Here is a 20,469-nt window from a genome sequence, read left to right as displayed (position 1 = left end):
CGCCCAAGCTCGATGCGCGCGCAACATCAAGGGCGAGACGCCTCAGATCATTCCCAGCGCCTGCATGTAGGTTTCGAGAATGGTTTCGGCCTCGGCGCGCTCGTTGGGGTCCTGCTTGCGCATACGCACGATGGTGCGCAGCGCCTTGACGTCGTAGCCGTTGCCCTTGCTCTCGGCATAGACGTCGCGGATGTCGTCGGAGATCGCCTTCTTCTCTTCCTCCAGCCGCTCGATGCGCTCGATGATGGATTTGAGCTGGTCCTTGGCAAATTTCGTCGCGGGCTCGTCGTCGCGGACGGCGGCGGAGGTGGCCATCTAGGTACTCCCAATGGAACTGGCAAAACGAGGTGACGCCGGCATCCTCACCGCGCGTGCTGGGTAGAACCCTTAGGGTTGGCGCCGGTCGCGTTCAAGGCAGCATCGCGCTCGTCCACAGCACGCCCACATCTTCCTGCGGCAGCTCAAAGAAACCTGTTGTGTGGTGCGACTCAGCGCGCGGCGAGGTCGGGCCGAGACTGCTCAATGCCCGTGGGGATGGACCTTCTTCATCGTCTCGAGCTGCTCGGGCGTCGCCGAGCCCTGATATTTCGCTTTCCAGGTCTCATAGGGCATGCCGTAGACGGCCTCCCGGCTCTCGTCCTTGCTCAAGGCGACGCCTTGGGCGTCCGCGGCTTCCTTGAGCCAGTTGGACAGGCAGTTGCGGCAGAAGCCCGCCAGATTCATCAGGTCGATATTCTGGACGTCCGTCCGCGTCTTCAGATGATCGACCAGGCGCCGGAAAGCGGCTGCCTCGAGCTCGGTTTTGGTCTTCTCGTCGATTGCCATGGTGTATCCCTTGGGTCTGCCCCTTTGGCGTCATCCTTACGGGATCAGGTGGGGCTCTGTCACAGATTTTGCCACATCCCGGCGCAAACCGGCCGAAACCGGGTGCTGCCGCTGTCTTGGAGCGGTTCCTGGGCCTACGCCAAATCGTCAATGATCTGGTATAGCTACCGCGACAATGATTGCCGAATCTCCCCGCCCCCCGCTTCGCCTGCTCGCCCGGTTGGTCCCGGTGCTGGTGATCGCCTGGCTGTGCCTTTGCGCCAGTCCGGCCTCCGCCGATTTCCGCCTCTGCAACAACACCTCGAGCCGGGTCGGCATTGCGCTCGGCTACAAGGACGCGGAGGGCTGGACCACCGAAGGCTGGTGGAACATCTCGTCGCGCTCCTGCGAGACCCTGCTGCGGGGAACGCTGGTCGCCCGATACTATTACATCTACGCGATCGACTATGACCGCGGCGGCGAGTGGTCGGGGCAGGCCTTCATGTGCTCGCGCGACAAGGAGTTCACCATCCGCGGCACCGAGGATTGCCTCGCGCGCGGCTACGACCGGACCGGCTATTTCGAGGTCGACACCGGTGAGCAGCGCGCGTGGACAGTGCAGCTGACCGACGCCAACGAACAGCCGGCGCAGCAACGCGTACCCGGCCTGCCCGGTCCGGTTGGCCCGGGCGGGGTTCCGGGTTTGCCCAATAGCCCGCCCGGTGGTACGCCCCCCGCCGCGCCTGGCCTTCCGCCAGGTGCTGCCCCGCCCCCGTCTGGAAATAAGCCATGAGGCGTCTTCGCCGTATCAAGATTCTCGCGACCCTGGGACCGGCCTCTTCAGATCTCGCGATGATCCGCCGCCTGTTCGAAGCCGGCGCCGACCTGTTTCGCATCAACATGAGCCACACCCCGCATGACAAGATGCGGGAGCTGGTGGCGACGATTCGCAACGTCGAGAGCAGCTACGGCCGGCCGATCGGCATCCTGGTCGACCTCCAGGGCCCGAAACTCCGGCTCGGTGCCTTCGCCGAAGGCTCGGTGCAGCTCCAGAACGGCCAGACCTTCACGCTCGATTCCGACAAGGCGCCCGGCGATACCACGCGCGTCCACCTGCCGCATCCGGAGATCCTGGCGGCGCTGCGGCCCGGCCATGCGTTGCTGCTCGATGACGGCAAGGTACGCCTGATCGCCGAGGAAACCTCCAAGGAGCACGCGGTGACGCGTGTCGTGGTCGGCGGCAAGATGAGCGACCGCAAAGGCGTCAGCCTGCCCGATACCGACCTGCCGGTCTCCGCCATGACGCCGAAGGACCGCGCCGACCTCGAGGCGGCGCTCGTCACCGGCGTCGACTGGATCGCGCTGTCCTTCGTGCAGCGCGCCGACGACGTGCTCGAAGCCAAGAAGATGATCCGCGGCCGCGCCGCTGTGATGGCCAAGATCGAGAAGCCGCAGGCGATCGACCGCCTCGCCGACATTATCGAGGCCTCCGACGCGCTGATGGTGGCGCGCGGCGACCTCGGCGTCGAGCTGCCGCTGGAGCGCGTGCCGAGCCTGCAGAAGCAGATGACGCGGATGGCGCGCCGCGCCGGCAAGCCGGTGGTGATCGCGACCCAGATGCTGGAATCGATGATCCAGTCGCCGGTGCCGACCCGCGCCGAGGTCTCCGACGTCGCCACCGCCGTCTATGAGGGCGCCGACGCCATCATGCTGTCGGCGGAATCGGCGGCCGGCAAATTCCCGGTCGAGGCGGTCTCGACCATGAACCGCATCGGCGAGGAGGTCGAGCGCGACCCGACCTACCGCTCGGTGATCATGGCCCAGCGCCCCGCGCCGGAATCCACCGCCGGCGATGCCATCGCGGATGCCGCACGGCAGATCGCCGAGACGCTTGATCTGCCCGCCTTGATCTGCTGGACCTCATCGGGCTCGACCGCCGTGCGCGTCGCGCGCGAGCGGCCGAAGCCGCCGATCGTGGCGATCACCCCGAACATCACCGCCGGCCGACGGCTCGCGGTGGTCTGGGGCGTGCATTGCGTGGTGGCGGAGGACGCGCGCGACCAGGACGACATGGTCGGCCGCGCCGGCCAGATCGCGTTCCGGGACGGTTTCGTCCGCGCCGGCCAGCGCGTGATCATCGTCGCCGGCGTGCCGCTCGGCATCCCCGGCACCACCAACATGGTGCGCATCGCCTCGGTCGGCCCCGAGGGCGACGCGAACATGTAGCCCCGCCAGGGCGGGCCGAACAAAAAGTCGAAAAACAACCCCATGCAAAGTAGCCGGAGCTTCCGGCGGGCTTGCTGCGGTTTTGCGAAAAGGCTCGCTCGGTCAAGACCCTGAGCGGGGTCAGGCCGCCACCCCGGCCGCGCGGCCGACTTTACGCCCCAACCAGCGCCTTCGTCGTCGGCAGCAGGGTCTGCTGTACCACCAGACCACGGGCGCGGGCGTCCATGACGCCGACCGCGCGCAGGGCCAGCAGCGTCACCGTCTGCACCGCGTCACGCATCTTGACGGGGTCGTCGAGATTGTCGGGCGCGAGCGGTCCGACCAGGGCCTCATGCAGCGCGCCGAGCAACGCGGTGGCGGCGAGCGCGGTGTCCTGCGCCGGCAGATGGCCGGCGCGCACGGCCGCGTCGATGCGGGACGCGATCTCGCCCGCGATCTCGCGCCGGCTGGCAAGCCTGGAGGCACTGACATCGACATCGACGGGCTCGGCCAGGATGCCCCAGGCGAGCCTGCGCTGCGACAGGGTATGGACCGCCACCGTCGTCACGGCCGCGGCCAATGCCGAGGACGGCCCCGGCGCGGCATCGGCTGCCCGGCGGATCGCCGCGAGCTCGTCGCGGGAGACCTCGGCAATGAGTTCGGAGATCAGCTCGGCCTTGGAGGGGAAGTAGCGGTAGACCGTGCCAGCCGCGACATTGGCCCGGACCGCGACCGGCGCGATCTGCACCGCCGCCATCCCGCCTTCCGCCGCCGTCTCCCGCGCCGCCGTGAGAATCGCGCTGCGCCGCGCCGCAAGGCGCTTAACCACTTGATGCGTCCGCCGATAAACCATGGCGCGCTTCCTGTCCCACACGCTTGCCGCACGCCCCGCGGCTGAACGCTTCGTCACGCAAAAGATGCAAATCGCCCCGCAAGGACTGAACAACTATTCAGGGTGGATGACAAGATGGGAAATGCGTGAGGCGTCACGGCGACCGGACGGGAGCGCCAGCCCAGAGGCCGCGCCGCAAACGTCTAAAAGTCCCATGCAATGTTTGTAAGTCCGATAACCACGATTGTTATCGCGACCTTAAAGCCGGTCCGTAACAGTCCGGAGGCAATGCCATTCCATTTCGGTGCACCATGCACGATACGGACTCCCGGACCGCCTGGCAGCTTTTCCATCTCAACTGGTTTCCGATTCTCGGGATGGGTGCCCTGCTGGCGCTCGGCCTTCCCTCCACGGGACTCAGTCTCGAGCCGGTCGCCTATTGCGTGACCGTGGCGATCGCCGTGGTGCTGGTCGCGGCCGCCTATGGCCATCGGATCATCAAAGGCGAGCTGGCGGATCCGAAGCTGGTGTTTTCGCTCGGCACCATCGGACAGATCATTCTCACCTGCGCCATTGTCGGACCACTGAGCTACGTCGCCGGCAAGCTGAACTGGCCGCTGCAGGACCAGGCGCTGCTGGCGATCGACCGGGCACTGGGCCTCGATCCGGAACCGATCGCGCGCTACGTCAACGATCATCCCTGGCTCGCGATGAGCCTCGCGCACGCCTACGGACTGATCAAGCTTCCGCTGCTCGGCATTCCCGTCGTGCTGGCATTGACGGCGCGCTATGTGCGTCTGCAATTGTTCATGCTCGCGATGAGCCTCGCGCTCGCGGTCACCATCACGATCTCCGCGGTGGTGCCCGCGATCGGCACCTATTACGCACTGAATTTGCCGGCCGCGCATTTCCCCGAGATCAACACCGCGGTCTATGCCGGACAGCTCCGCGACATCCTCGCACTTCGGGACGGCAGCCTGCATGAGCTCCGGCTGTTCTTTCTGTCCGGCATCGTCTCGTTTCCGAGCTTTCACGCGGCATCGGCCGTGCTCTACATGTGGGCGCTGTGGCCGGTGCGCGGCATCGGCGGCATCGCGGCCGCGCTCAACCTGATGATGATCGCGGCGACGCCGGTGATCGGCGCGCATTATATCATCGACGTCGCTGCGGGCATCGCGCTCGCCGCAGCCTCGATCTGGGCCGTCAAATTCTGCCTCGACTGGAGCCGCGCGCCGCGCGGGTCTGTCGCGCCGGCTTCGTCGACTGGACTGGCAAGCCTCGTCCAGGAAAACTGAAACTGAACTGAAAGCTGAGCTGACAAGCCGGGCCCAAAGAAAAGAGCCCCGTCAAGGACGGGGCTCTCGAAAGTCTCTGGTTCGTCCGGCCTTACTTGAGGCTGGTCGAGATCGAGGTGAACTTGGCGTTCAGCGTGGTGCCGAGATTGTTGACGACGGTGATGATCGCCAGCGCGATGCCGGCGGCGATCAGGCCGTATTCGATGGCGGTGGCGCCGGATTCATCTTTCACGAAACGCGCAACGAGGTTCTTCATGGAGTGCTCCAAATGAGTACACGAGGCTACAACTGATCTGGTCTTTATCGGCTTCCCAGCCCGACCATGGAACCGAACGTAGAGGCAAAGAATTGCGCCGCAGTTAATTCGACTGCGTAAACACAGAGCGGTTTGCGTGTATTCGCCGATGGTAAATCGAAATCTAAAACAATCCGTTAAATTGTCGGGACTTGAATCCGGCCTGATCCTGCCGGTTTACTCGAAGTTATGACCGCCCGTGGTCGAATGCCGCCCGCTCGGACTGAAGCGCGACGAGATGAATCTTCGTCGCACTTCAGATGATCGTTTGAGCGTGATCGTCTCGGAAGACCGCACCACACCTTGCGCTCACGCGGCCCTCCGGGTCCGGATCATGTTCGACCGACAGCATAACAGGACGACGAGGCGGCATGTCCCTTTCCTTTGCCAACAGCATCGCGGTGCAGAGCCGCGCGAGGGCCCTGGTGCCGCTGTGCGTCGGTGCCGGCGCCTATCTGTTCTTCCTTTACCTCGGCGACACCCGGCTACAGGACTCCGACACGTTCTGGCAGGTCAAGATCGGGCAATGGATCCTCGATCACGGCGCCATGCCCACCACGGACTTCTATTCCTTCACGCGAACCGGCGCGCCCTGGATTTCGACGTCGTGGCTGTCGCAGGTGCTGTTCGCCTATTCCCATGCACAATGGGATTGGGCAGGTCCCGTCATCCTCACCGCGGTCGCAATCGCGCTGACGGTCGCGATCTTCGTCCATCTGCTCGCCGCGCAGATCGAGACTCCGCGCGCAGTGTTGTTCGCGATGCTGGCGCTGCTGTTGTCGAACCATCATGTGCTGGCGCGTCCGCATATCCTGGCGCTGCCCGTCATGGTGGCGTGGGTCGGCCTGATGATGGCGGCTGCCGACCGCAAGTCCGCGCCGTCCTGGACTTGGCTGCCGCTGATGGTGCTCTGGGCCAATTTGCATGGCGGCTTCGTGCTGGGCCTCGCGCTGATCGGCCCGATCTCGCTCGAGGCGGTCGAGCATGCCGGGAAGGGACGCCGGCTTCGACTATTCATGCGCTGGGTGCTGTTCGGAATCGCCGCGCTGATCGCGAGTTGCTGCACGCCGTACGGCTGGCGGACGCTGCAGGGCGCGACCAATATCCTCAGCCTTGGCGAGCTGCTGTCGCTGATCTACGAATGGATGCCGGCGAACTTCGCCACGTTTACCTCCTTCGAAGGCGCCCTGCTCGGCCTGATCGCATTCGGCTATTATCGCGGCCTCGTGCTGTCGGCGCCCCGGATCGTCCTGATCCTGTTCCTGACCTGGAGCGCGCTGACCCATGTCAGGAGCATCGAGGCATTCGCGTTCTTGGTGCCGCTGGTGCTGGCAAAGCCGCTCGGCGAGATGTTCCCACGCCCGGCGCCTGACGTCAGCGGTGCCGACCGCTGGCCGGCCCGCTATGTCACAGCGCTCGGCGCGCTGATGATCGTGGCCGCAAGCTGGACCTCGACGTCGCTCTACATGGGGCACCACCGCTTCACCTTCACCATGACGCACACGCCGGTCGCGGCCGTCGACCTGCTCGAGCAACGCAAGGTGCAGCGCATTTTCAACGCCTATCGGTTCGGCGGCTATCTGATCTCGCGCGATATTCCGGTCTTCGTCGACGGCCGCGCCGAGCTCTATGGCGAGAAATTCATCATGGACTTCTTCAAGGCGACGGAAGGCCAGAAGCCCGAGCTGCTGCCCCGCCTGCTCGACGAGTACAGGATCGACGCGACGCTCCTGGCTGCCGATGCGCCGGGCCCGCAGATCCTCGACCAGCTCAAGGGCTGGAAGCGGATCTATGCGGACGACATCGCCGTGATCCACGTGCGAGATCATGCGGACAGCGCCGCCGTGATGCCCTCGACAGGCCGACCTTGACGATCCCGGCTCGCGTTGACTCGGACCGCTCCGTGGCGATCGCCGTTCTCGCAATGCTGGCGGCCGTCTCGTTCCTTCCGGTGCTGCTGACCCCCATTCCCGCGATGGTCGATTATCCCAATCACCTCGCCCGTATGTACATTCTGAGCCAGAGCGGCACTCCCGACGCCAATCCGCATTACGAGGTGGCCTGGGCGTTCTATCCCAACCTCGGCATGGATCTCTTGGTCCCGCAGCTGGCGCGGCTGATGAGCGTCGAGGCCGCCACACGGCTGTTTCTGCTGCTGAGCCAATTGCTGATTGTCACCGGCGCGCTGCTGCTCGAATGGGCCCGGAAGGGCCGGGTTCATCTTGCCGGCTTCGCTGCGCTCGCGTTCCTCTACTGTCTGCCGTTCAGCTGGGGCTTCGTGAATTTCGAGTTCGGGCTTGGCCTCGCGCTCTGGGGCATCGCCGTCTATCTGATGCTGGCGGAGGGCCCCTGGCCTCTGCGTCTCCTCGCCAACACGCTCTTCGTCGGAGCGCTATACACGGCGCATTTTTTCTCCCTCGGCATCTACGGCGCGACGCTTGGCCTCTACGAGCTCTCCCGCATCAATCATCAGCGAATATCGTACCGGGTCGCGGCCGCGCGGCTCGGCGCGCTGGCCCTGCCGGCGCTTGTGCTATTCGGGATCATGCAGATGACTGCAGGTTCGATCGGAAGCGAAGGGACGAGCTGGTTCCTCGGATTCAAGCCGGTCTGGCCGTTGCGCATCCTGAATGGCTACAGTCTGACGGCATCGGCCGTGACCGGATTGGCGCTGATGACCGCGTTGCTTTTCGCCGCAAGGCGCGGCGTCCTCAAGCTCGAGCCGGCCGGCATCTGGCTCGCGATCGGCTTTGCACTGCTCTACCTCGTCATTCCCTCGAAACTGTTCGGAACCTCGTTTGTCGACCTTCGCGTGATTCCGGCTGCAGCTCTGATCCTGCCGGCCTTCTGCTCGCTGTCGTTGCCGAGCCAGGCGTGGAGAATGGCTGCGCTCGCCGCAATCAGCGGCATCATACTGCTCAATCTCGCCATCGTCCTCGCGGTGTGGCTGCCTTACCGCGCCGACTATGCGGCCATGATCCGGTCGTTCCACAAGATCGATCGCGGCTCCCGCATCCTCGTCGGCAGCACCGGCGACAATGGAGACCCGCCGTTCGCCGACCTCACCTCGTACCCAATGTATTATGCGCCGACGCTGGCCGTGCACTATGCCAACGCGTTCGTGCCCAATCTATTCACGGAAGCGGGCAAGCAGCCGGTGCGGGCACGCGAAGCCGTGCGCCGTCTTGCCATTCCCTACGGAGGGCCGGTGCCGTCGAGCCTGCTCAACGCGATTGCGACACGTCAGCCGCCCGCGGACGTTCCGCCGTTCATCCGCACCTGGTACCTGGACTACGACTATCTCTATGTGCTCGGACCGCCGGCGGCGAACCCGCTGCCGGATCTGCTGGAGGTGTTGGACACCTCAGAGCGATTTGTTCTCTACAAGATCCGCCGCGGGTCCTAGACCAAGCCGCGGCTGCACGGCATGGTTAATCCGGCTTCACCATTCCGCTTCGCTCCCCGCCCCTGGTCCAGCGGTACGAACCCGCCGCGGCGCCCTCGATCCTTAACGTTTGCGGCAAGGCGACCTTAACCACCGGTGAATTAGGTTCAAGCCCTGCAACCCAGTCGGAATCTCTCGCATGGCGGCCAATTCCAGTTCGATCCGCTACAGCCTGATCATCCCCGTTTTCAACGAGGAAGCCGTGCTGCCGGTCCTGTTGCGCCGGCTCGATCAGGTCATGTCCCGGCTCGACGGTCCGGCGGAAGCGATCTTCGTCGACGACGGCAGCAAGGATTCCAGCTCGATCGTGCTGCAGGCGCTCGCCAAGCGCGATCCGCGCTTTCGCTACATCGGCTTGTCGCGAAACTTCGGCCATCAGATCGCGATCACCGCCGGCATGGACGCCGCGGAAGGTGACGCAATCATCGTCATGGATGCCGATCTGCAGGATCCGCCCGAAGTGATCGAGCAACTGATCGCGAAGTGGAAGGAAGGCAACGACATCGTCCATGCCCGCCGCCTGTCGCGCGAGGGCGAAAGCCGGTTCAAGCGCGCGACCGCGCATCTGTTCTACCGGCTGCTCGGCAGGATGTCCTCCGTCGGCATCCCCGCCGATGTCGGCGACTTCCGCCTGATCGATCGCAAGGTGCTAGAGGCACTACGGCAGATGCCGGAGCAGGACCGCTTCGTGCGCGGCATGATCGCATGGCTCGGTTTCCGGCAGGCCGAGGTCGCCTTCCATCGCCTCGAGCGCGCAGCGGGCGAAACCAAATACCCGTTGTTCAAGATGGTGCGGCTCGCGATGAACGCCGCGCTCGGCTTTTCCGATCTTCCCTTGCGGCTTGCGATCTGGTGCGGATTGACGGTCTCGGGACTGGCCCTGCTCTACGGCGGCTGGGTGATCCTGTTGTGGCTCAGCAAGGACAGCCATCTCGTGACCGGCTGGTCGTCGACCATCGTCGTCGTGTCCCTGCTGTGCGGAATCAACATGCTGATGACCGGGATCGTGGGGCTCTATGTCGGCCGCATCCATGCCGAGGTGAAACGGCGCCCGCTCTATGTGGTGCAGACGCGCGCCGGCTTCGATCGCGCCGAGGCGGCGGCAGCGCCTGCGATCCACGCCGTCAACGAGTGACCCGCGCATGACCGAACTCTTCGACGGCTATCACGACAAGTATCGCGACGTCGTCCAATCCTCGATCGACTTCTCCGGCCTGCCGCATGATTTCTTCATGCGTGCGAAGGCCGATCTGCTGCGCGATCTGATCGCGCAGCGGCTGGACGCGGAGAGGCCCGACATGCTGGACGTCGGCTGCGGTGTCGGCAGCCTTCACCCCCTGTTGCACGGCATGGTCGGCCGCTTGAGCGGCATCGACGTTTCATCGGCCAGCCTGGCGCAGGCCCGCACGGCCAACGGCGGGGTCGACTACCGTGAGTTTGACGGCCGCACGTTTCCGTTCGACGACGCCAGCTTCGATCTGGTTGCGGCCGTTTGCGTGATGCACCATGTCGTGCCGACCGAATGGGCGCAGTTCATCGCCGAGATGCGGCGTGTGACACGCCCCGGCGGGCTCGTCTGCGTGATCGAGCACAATCCGTACAATCCGCTGACGCGCCTGGCCGTTGCGCGCTGTGAGTTCGACCGGGATGCCGTCTTGCTCGGTGCCCGCGCCACCCGCAAGTTGATGGCTGCGGGGGGCTTGCGCGATATCGGCGCGCGGCATTTCCTGCTGCTCCCCTGGGACACCAAGCCGGCGCGGCGCCTCGAAGGAGCCCTGAGCGGCGTGTGGCTCGGCGGGCAATACGCCGCCTTCGGGACCGTCTGAGCTATCTTTGCGGCGTATCTCGCCGCTTGTGCACAACCGCCACATCGTCGCTGTAGACGCGTTGCCATTGGGGCAGCCGGTCGAGCATCGCGACCGCCGGTGTCCGCGGTGCGAGCAGCGTCGCGCCGATGTCATATTCGTCGAGCAGCTTGAGTAGATCTGCGAGGTCCACCAGCGCCAGGGCACGATTGTAGCGGTCGATGAACGGTCCCCCGTACAGCTCGCCCCGACCATCGATAAAGGTGGGAATGCCGGCAAAGATCAAATAGCCGCCGAAGGAATAATCGTTGAGCACGCGCCCCGCGTTGGCGAGGTCGGCTTGAGCGATGGCAGCCTGCGGGGTGATGTTGGCAACCGGCCGTATGTCGCGCGCCAGCGCCGCCCCGCTCATCGCGACCAAGACACCGAACGCGACCCAATTCAGGCCGCGCGAGGAGCCCTCCGCATCGTCCGCGCTCCGCTTGCCGAACTGCCGACCCAACGGGGCCGCCAGATAGAGCGGCGCCAGCATGGCCAGCAGATCCGCATTGCGCACCTGCGCCAGCGCGAAATGGAGCAAGCCGATCACCACCAGGGTCCGGACGACCGGCAGCGTCACGCCGCGCGAGAGCGCAAAAATGCCCGCCAGCAGCAGCAACTCGAAGCCACCGATATGGCTGAAATCCTGCGGTCGCCATTCCCCGATCCAGGCGAGCGCAGAGCCGAGGCCGAGTGTCGTCAGCGGCATCAGCAGCGGTTCCGGCCCGTGCGGCGTCAGGCAGGACGCGGCAACCGCAAGTGCCGAGAACGGTAGCCACCGCAGCAGCAGGCGCGGCCATTCGCTTCGCTCCTCACGCGCCAGCGCCTCGAGCACCGCCGGGCCGATCAGCCCGAGCGCCAGCACCACGCTGCCATGCAGATTGGTCCACAGGACCAGCAGCGGCAGCGCCCAGTATGGCGGAGGCCCGCCGCGATCCATGCAGCGCACCAGCGCAGCCGCCCAGGTCACCATCACCGGCAGCACGAGGACATGCGGCCGCGCCAGCATGTGCGGCGCGAGCAGGACGACGGCTGCGATCACCATGAGCAGCGTCAGGGTTGGCGAAAGCTCGCGCAACAGGAAGGAGGTGAACAGGCCGAAGGCGAGCGCGATCGCCGCGGCTGCGACAACGACGACGCCGGGCCAGCCGGACACTGCGTAGGCTCCGGCGTAGACGACTTCCGAGAGCCATTCGAACGTGATCCAGGGCGCGCCATGCTTCGAAAACGAAAAGGGATCGCTCGTTGGCAGAGTGCCATGCGCGATGATCCAACGCCCGACCTCGATATGAGAATAGCTGTCGGGATCACCGAGCAGCCGCGGCCCGGCGATCAGCAGCAGGGCATAGACGCTGAGGCCTACTGCCCAAGGGAGCGCCGCACGTGCCGAAAACGGTTGAACCGCGCTGTGGACGACCTGGTCAGTCATGGCGGGCCAAAATAGGACGCAAGCGTTAAGTTCTTCTTTAATGTTTCTCGAATGTTTCTCGCATTTTCGCCGGACGACGACGGCAGATCCGGAAGTCCGCGCGCGATGCTCCGCGAGCGATAGCATGCAATCCAATTCTCTCCCGAATTCCTACAAATCTCTGCCATCTACCGAAGGTAGATTGCTCCCGGTGAAGCGTGGTCAACAACGCGTCTTGCAAAAAAAGAAACCTGCAGGCGTCAGGCGCGCTTCCGACGATGAAATGGGAGTTACGCCATGCAGCATCTGCCGAACGACACCTTCGACGTCGCGCTTGACCAATTTGGTCAGATCGAGACCGTGTACGGAGACCCCGGCTTTCCCGCGGCCAAGGACGTCTGGGGCGGCAACGACACCGTGACGGCTACGGTCACCGAGCTCAATACGAGACTGACGATCTTCGGCGACGACCACACGATGTTGCTCGGTCACTCGCAGGGCGGAAATGATACGCTGATCGCCGACATCGGCGGCGGCTGGAACACGACCCTGGTGGTGGGCGATGCCCAATCGATGATCGACGACGCCAAGGGCGGCAACGACACCATCGTCGCGGATGCCGGCCGCACCATCTACACGACGATTTCGGCCTTCGGCGACGTCGCGGGCGACATCTCCGGCAACGCGCAGGGCGGCCATGACGACATCATGGGCTCGATCGCGTGGCGCGGCGGCGCCAACCTGTTCGCCGGCGATGCCGGTGGTTCCATGATGGATACCTCGCGCGGCGGCAACGACACGCTCGACGTCAGCGTGCTCACGACGGACGGCGGGGCGACTGTCAGCGGCGACGCCATCGGTTCCCTGAGGGGCCTCGCGCACGGCGGCAACGACAGCCTGACCGTCGCCCTGAACGGCGACAGCGTCATCTCGGCCGGAGCCTTGTTCGGGGATTCCGCGACATCCCTGATGGATCTCGCACAGGGCGGCGACGACGTACTCACCGTCAAGCTCAACGGCCAGAATGCGGAGGCCGGCGCGCAGATGTACGGCGATGCGCCGACCATGGCAGGCAATTCCCATGGCGGCAACGACATCCTCAATGGCGGCGCGGGCCGCGATTTCATGTATGGCGATGCGCGCGTCTATGAACCGGCGGCGCCAGGTTCGATCACCGGCGGCGCCGACACGCTGAACGGCGGAGCCGGTGACGACCGGATGTGGGGCGGGGGAAACAGCGACTTCTTCGTCTTCGACACCGGCTCCGGCAACGACACGATCGTCGACTTCGACCAGGGCAACAAGGCCGTCGGCAGCACCGCGGTCGAGCATGATCTGATCGACGTGCACGCTTACGGTTTTGCGGACTGGACCGCGCTGTCGAGCCTGATCAGCGACAATGCCGCCGGCGATGCCGTGGTTCACCTCTCCGCCAACGACACGATTACGCTGGATGGGATTCAGGCGGCCAACCTGCATCCGACCGACTTCATCATCTGAAGAAGTCGAATCAGAATTCCTGCAAAACCTCCGCCATCCACCGAAACTAGATTCGTCTCCGTGAAGCGTGGTCACAACACGTCGCGCAAGAGTTTCGCCGACGCCCGGCCCGCTTCCGACCATGAAATGGGAGTTACGCCATGCAATATCTGCCGAACGACACCATCGACGTCCTGCTCGACCAGTTTGGCCAAATCGAAACCCTCTACGGAGATCCGAACTTTCCGGCCACCTCGGACGCCTGGGGCGGCAACGACACCGTGACGGCGACCATCAGCCAGCCCGAGGCGGATGTCACGATCTTCGGCGAGGACGACACGACGTTGCATGGCCGGTCCCATGGCGGCAACGACACGCTCACGGTCAACTTCCACTACGGCTGGAACGAAGCCCTCGTGGTCGGCGATGCCCAGGCGATGACCGACGACGCCAGAGGCGGCAACGACACGATCGATGTCCAGGCCGATTCGATGTACACCAACGTGCAGGCTTTCGGCGACGTCGCCGGAGATATGTCGGGCAATTCGCACGGCGGCAGTGACACCCTCATCGGCGCGGTGGGCTGGCGAGACTGGAGTAATGTGTACGCCGGAGATGCCGGCGGTTCCATGACCGGCACGGCGCAGGGCGGCAATGACACGCTCGACATCACTCTGGACACGATGGAGGGTTCAGCGAGAGCCAGCGGCGATGCCATCGGCTCCATCGGCGGCGATGCGCATGGCGGCAACGACAACATCACCTTCACCTTCGGCACCGACGTTGTCATGACCTTCGCATTCGGAGCCGGAGATTCGATGACCTCGCTGACCGACAATGCCCAAGGGGGAGATGACGTTGTCACACTTAAGTTCGATGGCATCGACACCATCCAGTTTTCTCACCCGGAGCTCTTCGGCGATGCGCGGACCATGTCCGGCAATGCCCAGGGCGGTAACGATATTCTCACCGGCGGGGGGACCAACGATCACCTCTATGGCGATGCCGCGAACTATGACCCCGCAACGCCGGGCTCGATCACCGGCGGTAGGGATATCCTCAACGGCGGCGCCGGCGATGACCAGCTCTCGGGCGGCGGCAACAGCGACACCTTCGTCTTCAACACCGGCTCCGGCAATGACCTGATCACCGACTTCGATCAGGGCAACAAGGCGGTCGGCAGCACCGTGACCGAGCACGACCTGATCAATGTGCACGATTACGGGTTCGCGGACTGGGCGGCGCTGTCGAGCCTGATCAGCGACAATGCCGCCGGCGATGCCGTGATCCAACTGTCGGCGAACGATTCCATCACGCTCGACGGCGTCAACGCGGCGAACCTGCACGCGACCGACTTCCTGATCTGAGCAAGCTGCTTCGGGAGCAACGATCTCGCCCCGCCGACAGCGGGGCGAGACGTCGAATACCTTCCCAACAAAAAACGCGGCGTTTCCGCCGCGTTTTTCGATCTCATCTGCAGCCCCGCGATTACGCCTGCGGCTGCGGCTCCAGGCCGGGATCGGCATCGGGGCGCGGGCGCGGCGACTTGCCGGCCGGGGGCACCGCGGAGGCGCGCGGCGTGGTCGGCTCGAGCACAGATTCGCGGTTCGGCTTCTTGCCCTTGAGCAGGTCGACGATCTCATCGCCACTCAGCGTCTCGAACTCGAGCAGGCCCTTGGCCAGCGCTTCGAGGTCGGCATGCTTCTCGGTGAGGATGCGGGTTGCTTCCTTGTAGCCTTCCTCGACCAGACGCCTGATCTCGGAATCGATCTTCTGGACCGTCGCTTCGGAAGCGTTCTGCGTCCGCGACACCGACATCCCCAGGAACACCTCGTCCTGGTTCTCGCCGTAGGAGACCGTGCCGAGCTCTTCCGACAGGCCCCAGCGCGTCACCATCATCCGGGCAAGGCGCGTGGCCTGCTCGATGTCGGAGGCGGCACCCGAAGTCACCTTCTCGCGGCCGAAGATCAGCTCTTCGGCGACGCGGCCGCCCATCATGATCGCAAGGCGCGAGGTCATCTGCTCCAGAGACATCGACAGCTTGTCGCGCTCGGGAAGCTGCATGACCATGCCGAGCGCACGGCCGCGCGGGATGATGGTCGCCTTGTGGATCGGATCGGTCGCGGGCACGTTGAGGCCGACGATGGCGTGGCCGCCCTCGTGATAGGCCGTCAGCAGTTTCTCTTCCTCGGTCATGACGAGCGATTTGCGCTCGGCGCCCATCATCACCTTGTCTTTGGCTTCCTCGAACTCGGCCTGCGTTACCATCCGTTTGTTACGGCGGGCGGCGGTGAGCGCAGCCTCGTTGACGAGATTCATCAGGTCGGCACCGGAGAAGCCCGGCGTGCCGCGCGCGATGGTCTTGAGGTTGATATCCGGCGCCAGCGGAACCTTGCGGACGTGAACCTTGAGGATCTGCTCGCGGCCGACGACGTCGGGGTTCGGCACGACGACCTGACGGTCGAAGCGGCCCGGGCGCAGCAGCGCGGGATCGAGCACGTCGGGACGGTTGGTGGCGGCGATCAGGATCACGCCCTCGTTGGCCTCGAAGCCGTCCATCTCGACCAGCAGCTGGTTCAGCGTCTGCTCGCGCTCGTCATTGCCGCCGCCGAGACCGGCGCCACGGTGACGACCCACCGCATCGATTTCGTCGATGAAGATGATGCAGGGCGCGTTCTTCTTGGCCTGCTCGAACATGTCGCGCACACGAGAGGCGCCGACGCCGACGAACATCTCGACGAAGTCAGAGCCGGAGATGGTGAAGAACGGCACGTTGGCTTCGCCCGCGACCGCACGCGCGATCAGAGTCTTACCGGTGCCGGGAGGGCCGACCAGCAGAACGCCGCGCGGAATGCGGCCGCCGAGGCGCTGGAATTTGCCGGGGTCGCGCAGGAACTCGACGATCTCCTGCAGGTCCTGCTTGGCCTCGTCGACGCCGGCGACGTCCTCGAAGGTGACGCGGCCATGCGCTTCGGTCAGCATCTTGGCGCGCGACTTGCCAAAGCCCATCGCCTTGCCGGCGCCGCCCTGCATCTGCCGCGACAGGAAGATCCATACGCCGATCAGCGCGATGAAGGGCAGCCAGGAGACCAGCAGCGAGACGAACCACGGCACGTTGTCGCCCGGCGGCTTCGCGGTGATCTGCACCTTGCTGTCATAGAGGCGCTTCACCAGCGTCGGGTCGTTCGGCGCATAGGTCTGGAAGCTGGAGCCGCTGGTGAAGGTGCCGTGGATGTCCGGGCCCTGGATCACCACGTCGCGCACATTGCCGCGATCAACCTCGCTCAGCAGCTGCGAGAAGGCGATGTCCTGCGAGGAGGCCCGCTGGCCCGGATTCTGGAAGAGCGTGAACAACGCCAACAGCAGCAAAACAATGATGACCCAGAGGGCGAAATTGCGCAGATTGGCGTTCATCGATCTTCCTTCGTGGTCGCGCGGATCGCGGCCTGGTCCTTCAGGAGTTACCTTCAGGTGCTACTTGGGCAAGCTAGAGAAAATCCCCAAGGAATCCTCTCGGCTAGACGCATACAATTTAGGTGCCACCCCGGTCGATGCCAAGGGAACGAGATGGGACTATTTAGCCCATCTTAGAGCGATTCCCGCTGAAATAATGGCGCCCAAGGCGGGGTTTTTCCTGCCTGGTTAAGGTGTCCTGACGGCGCGGGGCCGAAATGGCCGGTGTCATGATCCGCCCTCTTCCGCACTTATCGGCCCTTGCGCCGTCGGGCCGGCGCCGGTGCGATGTGGATACGCCCGCCGGCAAGGCTGATCAAGGCTCCCGCGAGGGTCTGCCTAAGGGACGGCCGGCCATTTGCGGCTGCGCGAGGACGTGCGGCGATGGCCTGATCGAGCGCGGCCAAGAGGGTTTCAACCTTGCCGAGTTCCGCCGGCCCTTCATGCCCGAGCGCGTTGATGGCCCGCAGCAGGAGCCGCAGCCGGACCTCGTCCGGCAGGACGGCAAAGCTTGAGGCCTCGAAGCTTCGCTCCCCCGCCTGCGGCGCATCGCCGCGATCCCGCAAACGGAGGAAGCGCTCGGCGCCGTCGGCCAGCACTTCGACCGCCGCATTGGCGCGCGCCAGCCTTGCCGCGAGCCGCGCGAGCGTGCGGGCATCGCCGCCCTCGGCCGCGAGAAGCGGCAGCAGCGCGCGCAGCCGCGGCCGGGTATAGGCGATGTCGCGGTTGGTGGGGTCGTCGGCAAAACGGACCTTCGCGCGCCTCAAGGTCGAGATCAGCTGCGTCTTGGGGACGTCGAGCAGCGGCCGCGCCAGCACGATCCCGTCGCGCTCGCTGAGGAAGGCCATTGCCGACAGCCCGGCAAGTCCGCTGCCGCGCAGCAGCCGCATCACCAGGGTCTCGGCCTGATCGTCGCGGGTATGGGCGGTCAGCACGTGGCTGGCGCCGACGGCCCTCGCAGCTTCGGCGAGCAGGCGGTAGCGCGCCTCGCGCGCAGCCGCAGGCAGCCCCGTCTTCGGCTTCGCGCCACGCCAGCGCAGGGTCCGGTGCGACAGGCCAAGCTCGGTGGCGAGCCGCTTGACCTCGCGCGCCTCGCGGGCCGCTTCCGGGCGCAGGCCGTGATCGACCGTGACGACGGTGAGCTCCGGCCCGCGCGCAAGAGCGCGCCGCCAGCGCGCGGCAAGCCACATCAGCGCGACCGAGTCGGGCCCGCCGGAAACCGCGAGCACCAGCGCCGGCGCAGCTTTCAGCCCGGCAAAGAGCCGCTTCGCCTCGCGCGCCGAGATCGGAGAATTGTCGTCGTCTGACATGACGCAGGCCCTGACCGTCGCGGGCGGACGGCTACGATGTCTAGCGTAGCACCGTCCGTGTTGTCAGGACTCCGGACGTCAGCACTTCACCCGCTTCTGCTCGCGGTCGACCGCGGTTTTGACGCCGGCGGAGGCGCGCGGATATTTGCGGCCGACCTCGCCGAAGGCGGCGCAGGCGGCCTCCTTCTCCTTCAAGGCGGCGAGCGACTGGCCGAGCCGCAGCAGCGCATCCGGCGCCTTGGCCGATTTCTCGTATTTGGTGGTGACCGAGAGAAAGGCCTCCGCGGAATCGCGATATTGCTGGCGCTGGAAATAGCTCTCGCCGAGCCAGTATTGCGCATCCCCGAGCAGCGGGTCGCTGGGATATTTCTGCGTGAAGTTCTTCATGGTCTGCTCGGCAAGCGCATAGTCCTTGCGCTGCATGTAGCCGATGCCGAGATCGAACTCGTCGCGCGGCGTTGCCGAGGGCGGCAGGGTGGCGAGGCCAGTGCCGCCTGATGGCGCGGGATGCCCGGACTGAGCCGGCGGATAGCCGGGCTGCGCGGCCGGCGGCGCGGCCTGCGGCTGATAGCGGGGGGCGGTGTTGGCGAGATCGAGCGGCTCGCCGGCGCCGCGGCCGCCGGGAGCTCCGACCTGGCTGCCTGCCGACATCGGTTGCTGGCCGCCGCCGAGCGCGCGCGGTGCGCCCGGCGCGTTCGGGTTCTGGTTCGGATCGAAGGCATCGCCGCGGCGGCGGCTGCCGGGTGCGCCGGGCGCCGGCTGCTCCTGGACGATCGGCCCGGGCGCTGTGATCTGCGGCTGCTCGTAATTCGGCTGCACGGCCTGCTGCTGCGGCTGGCGATAGCCCGGCGCGACCTGACCCGGTCCGACCTGGGCGGGCGGCATCGCCGCGACGTTGGGCGCCTGTCCGGGCGCGGCTTGCGCGCCGCCTTCGAGCGCCCGCAGCCGCTCTTCGAGCTGGCGGTTGCGGTATTGCAGTTCCTCGTTCTGGCCGGTGAGCTGGCGCAGCTGGTTCTCCAGCCGTTCGATCCGCATCTCGGGATCATCATCCGACTGCGCGAATGCAGGCGAGCCCAAGGAGAGCAGCGTGGCCATCGCCACGGTGCCGGTAAAGACCTTAAATCTGGATGACATCTTGCCCTGACGACGAAAGCGAAATGGCCTGCGACGGAACATTCGACGCGCCACACATTGAAGGGGAGTACGCCAAAACTGTGACTGGCACCACGGGGTTTTAAGTCACGGATTGCTGAAACGAAACCGGCGCCCGAGAGGGCGCCGGCATAATCGGTTTTGGAAGATGAACGGCGCCTGACTGAGTGTCAGTATCGCGGGCTCAGGAGCTCGCGTTCAGCACGGTGACGGCACGACGGTTCTGCGACCAGCAGGAGATGTCGTTACACACGGCGACCGGCCGCTCCTTGCCGTAGGAGATCGTGCGAATGCGGTTCGGATCGATGCCGCGCGAGGCGAGGAACGAACGCACCGACTGGGCTCTCCGGGCGCCGAGCGCGATGTTGTATTCGCGGGTGCCGCGCTCGTCGGCATGACCTTCGACGGTGAAGCTGTAGCGCGGATAGGTCTGCAGCCACTGCGCCTGCTTCTCCAGGGTCACGATCGCCTGCGGGGTCAGATCGGTCTGGTCGCTTTCGAAGAACACGCGGTCGCCCACGTTGACCACGAAGTCCTGCTGGCTTCCCGGGGTCGCCGCATTGGCCATCGCATCCGTCGCGGCATTCTTGTTGGCGCAGGCGCCCATCGACAGCGCGACGGCGAGCACCGCGACCAGCTTCAATCCCTGGAGGATACGCATAGGATGTTTCATTCCGGAGCCTCCACGCTCACGTTAGTCCACTGCTGTCCGGTCTACAGGGGGTTGGTTAAGCGAACGTTCCGTCAACCTTGACGGAACCTTGCCTCAGCCGATCAAATGCCCCCAACCAGCGAAAAGCACCCGTCATGGTTAATGGGTTGTAAATGTGGCGCGAGGGTGAAGGCAAGCCGCGTCAGACGGCAAAACGCCGCCTTTCGCCTGAATTTTGGGAATGCGTGGCGGGCTGGGGCCAACTCCCCAGCTCAGAACCCCGACCAAGTTGGAT

The 20,469-nt window shown here is 65.3% G+C and carries 18 protein-coding genes; 9 read left to right on the top strand and 9 right to left on the bottom strand.

Annotated features, from left to right (window positions below; translation table 11 throughout):
* Nucleotides 1–42 precede the first annotated feature (42 nt).
* On the bottom strand, nt 43–315 hold the full coding sequence (locus tag IVA79_RS10990) for a DUF2312 domain-containing protein (protein ID WP_008136868.1): 273 nt from the start codon (nt 313–315) through the stop codon (nt 43–45).
* Between the two features lie 204 nt (nt 316–519).
* Nucleotides 520–825, bottom strand: a complete 306-nt coding sequence (locus IVA79_RS10985; protein WP_247552729.1) for a DUF1244 domain-containing protein — start codon at nt 823–825, stop codon at nt 520–522.
* A 175-nt stretch (nt 826–1,000) separates the two neighbouring features.
* On the opposite strand from IVA79_RS10985, the gene IVA79_RS10980 reads away from it, so the two are divergent.
* Together IVA79_RS10980 and pyk are read left to right on the top strand one after the other, a co-directional pair.
* Nucleotides 1,001–1,597: a DUF1036 domain-containing protein gene (locus IVA79_RS10980; RefSeq protein WP_247552727.1), complete on the top strand. Its 597-nt coding sequence runs from the start codon at nt 1,001–1,003 to the stop codon at nt 1,595–1,597.
* Entirely contained in the window at nt 1,594–3,030 is a 1,437-nt protein-coding gene (pyk, locus tag IVA79_RS10975; protein WP_247552725.1) for a pyruvate kinase, read from the top strand. Before IVA79_RS10980 ends, pyk begins: the two co-directional genes overlap by 4 nt.
* Nucleotides 3,031–3,181: 151 nt before the next feature.
* On the opposite strand, the gene IVA79_RS10970 is transcribed toward pyk, so the two are convergent.
* Complete coding sequence (locus IVA79_RS10970) at nt 3,182–3,862, bottom strand: TetR/AcrR family transcriptional regulator (RefSeq protein ID WP_212088150.1); 681 nt, start codon at nt 3,860–3,862, stop codon at nt 3,182–3,184.
* 356 nt (nt 3,863–4,218) lie between these two features.
* Here IVA79_RS10970 and IVA79_RS10965 point away from each other — a divergent pair, with 356 nt between their 5' ends.
* A complete protein-coding gene (locus tag IVA79_RS10965) occupies nt 4,219–5,136 on the top strand; it encodes a phosphatase PAP2 family protein (RefSeq protein WP_247552723.1) in 918 nt (305 codons plus the stop codon).
* 91 nt (nt 5,137–5,227) lie between these two features.
* Here IVA79_RS10965 and IVA79_RS10960 read toward each other — a convergent pair whose 3' ends face one another.
* A complete protein-coding gene (locus IVA79_RS10960) occupies nt 5,228–5,392 on the bottom strand; it encodes a Flp family type IVb pilin (protein ID WP_247552721.1) in 165 nt (54 codons plus the stop codon).
* A gap of 410 nt (nt 5,393–5,802) precedes the next feature.
* Here IVA79_RS10960 and IVA79_RS10955 point away from each other — a divergent pair, with 410 nt between their 5' ends.
* The 4 genes from IVA79_RS10955 to IVA79_RS10940 all read left to right on the top strand — a co-directional run bounded on the left by IVA79_RS10955 (nt 5,803) and on the right by IVA79_RS10940 (nt 10,702).
* Nucleotides 5,803–7,302 (top strand): hypothetical protein, encoded by a 1,500-nt coding sequence (locus IVA79_RS10955; RefSeq protein WP_247552719.1) that lies wholly within the window; start codon nt 5,803–5,805, stop codon nt 7,300–7,302.
* A gap of 32 nt (nt 7,303–7,334) precedes the next feature.
* Nucleotides 7,335–8,837, top strand: a complete 1,503-nt coding sequence (locus tag IVA79_RS10950) for a hypothetical protein (protein WP_247552717.1) — start codon at nt 7,335–7,337, stop codon at nt 8,835–8,837.
* 178 nt (nt 8,838–9,015) lie between these two features.
* The gene (locus IVA79_RS10945) at nt 9,016–10,011 is read left to right on the top strand and encodes a glycosyltransferase family 2 protein (RefSeq protein WP_247552714.1); all 996 of its coding nucleotides are present in this window, start codon (nt 9,016–9,018) and stop codon (nt 10,009–10,011) included.
* A gap of 7 nt (nt 10,012–10,018) precedes the next feature.
* Nucleotides 10,019–10,702, top strand: a complete 684-nt coding sequence (locus IVA79_RS10940) for a class I SAM-dependent methyltransferase (RefSeq protein ID WP_247552712.1) — start codon at nt 10,019–10,021, stop codon at nt 10,700–10,702.
* A 1-nt stretch (nt 10,703) separates the two neighbouring features.
* Here IVA79_RS10940 and IVA79_RS10935 read toward each other — a convergent pair whose 3' ends face one another.
* The gene (locus tag IVA79_RS10935; protein WP_247552710.1) at nt 10,704–12,149 is read right to left on the bottom strand and encodes a hypothetical protein; all 1,446 of its coding nucleotides are present in this window, start codon (nt 12,147–12,149) and stop codon (nt 10,704–10,706) included.
* A gap of 276 nt (nt 12,150–12,425) precedes the next feature.
* Between IVA79_RS10935 and IVA79_RS10930 the strand changes: the two genes are divergently transcribed.
* Complete coding sequence (locus IVA79_RS10930; RefSeq protein ID WP_247552708.1) at nt 12,426–13,628, top strand: hypothetical protein; 1,203 nt, start codon at nt 12,426–12,428, stop codon at nt 13,626–13,628.
* A gap of 140 nt (nt 13,629–13,768) precedes the next feature.
* Nucleotides 13,769–14,974, top strand: a complete 1,206-nt coding sequence (locus IVA79_RS10925; RefSeq protein ID WP_247552706.1) for a hypothetical protein — start codon at nt 13,769–13,771, stop codon at nt 14,972–14,974.
* A gap of 121 nt (nt 14,975–15,095) precedes the next feature.
* On the opposite strand, the gene ftsH is transcribed toward IVA79_RS10925, so the two are convergent.
* From ftsH to pal, 4 genes are all read right to left on the bottom strand, one after another.
* Nucleotides 15,096–17,021 carry an ATP-dependent zinc metalloprotease FtsH gene (ftsH, locus tag IVA79_RS10920; protein ID WP_247552704.1) on the bottom strand — a complete coding sequence of 642 codons (1,926 nt, stop codon included), beginning with the start codon at nt 17,019–17,021 and terminating at the stop codon, nt 15,096–15,098.
* A gap of 290 nt (nt 17,022–17,311) precedes the next feature.
* On the bottom strand, nt 17,312–18,370 hold the full coding sequence (gene tilS, locus IVA79_RS10915; protein ID WP_247552701.1) for a tRNA lysidine(34) synthetase TilS: 1,059 nt from the start codon (nt 18,368–18,370) through the stop codon (nt 17,312–17,314).
* A 78-nt stretch (nt 18,371–18,448) separates the two neighbouring features.
* Nucleotides 18,449–19,504, bottom strand: coding sequence for a tol-pal system protein YbgF (ybgF, locus tag IVA79_RS10910; RefSeq protein ID WP_247552699.1), 1,056 nt, complete (start codon nt 19,502–19,504; stop codon nt 18,449–18,451).
* Nucleotides 19,505–19,706: 202 nt separating this feature from the next.
* Nucleotides 19,707–20,195 (bottom strand): peptidoglycan-associated lipoprotein Pal, encoded by a 489-nt coding sequence (gene pal, locus IVA79_RS10905; protein WP_247552697.1) that lies wholly within the window; start codon nt 20,193–20,195, stop codon nt 19,707–19,709.
* Nucleotides 20,196–20,469 lie beyond the last annotated feature (274 nt).

Origin of the sequence: Bradyrhizobium sp. 138 (assembly GCF_023074075.1) — a bacterium.
Classification (GTDB): domain Bacteria; phylum Pseudomonadota; class Alphaproteobacteria; order Rhizobiales; family Xanthobacteraceae; genus Bradyrhizobium.
Note: the sequence above shows the minus strand (reverse complement) of the source record. Positions and strands in the feature narration are given on the sequence as shown.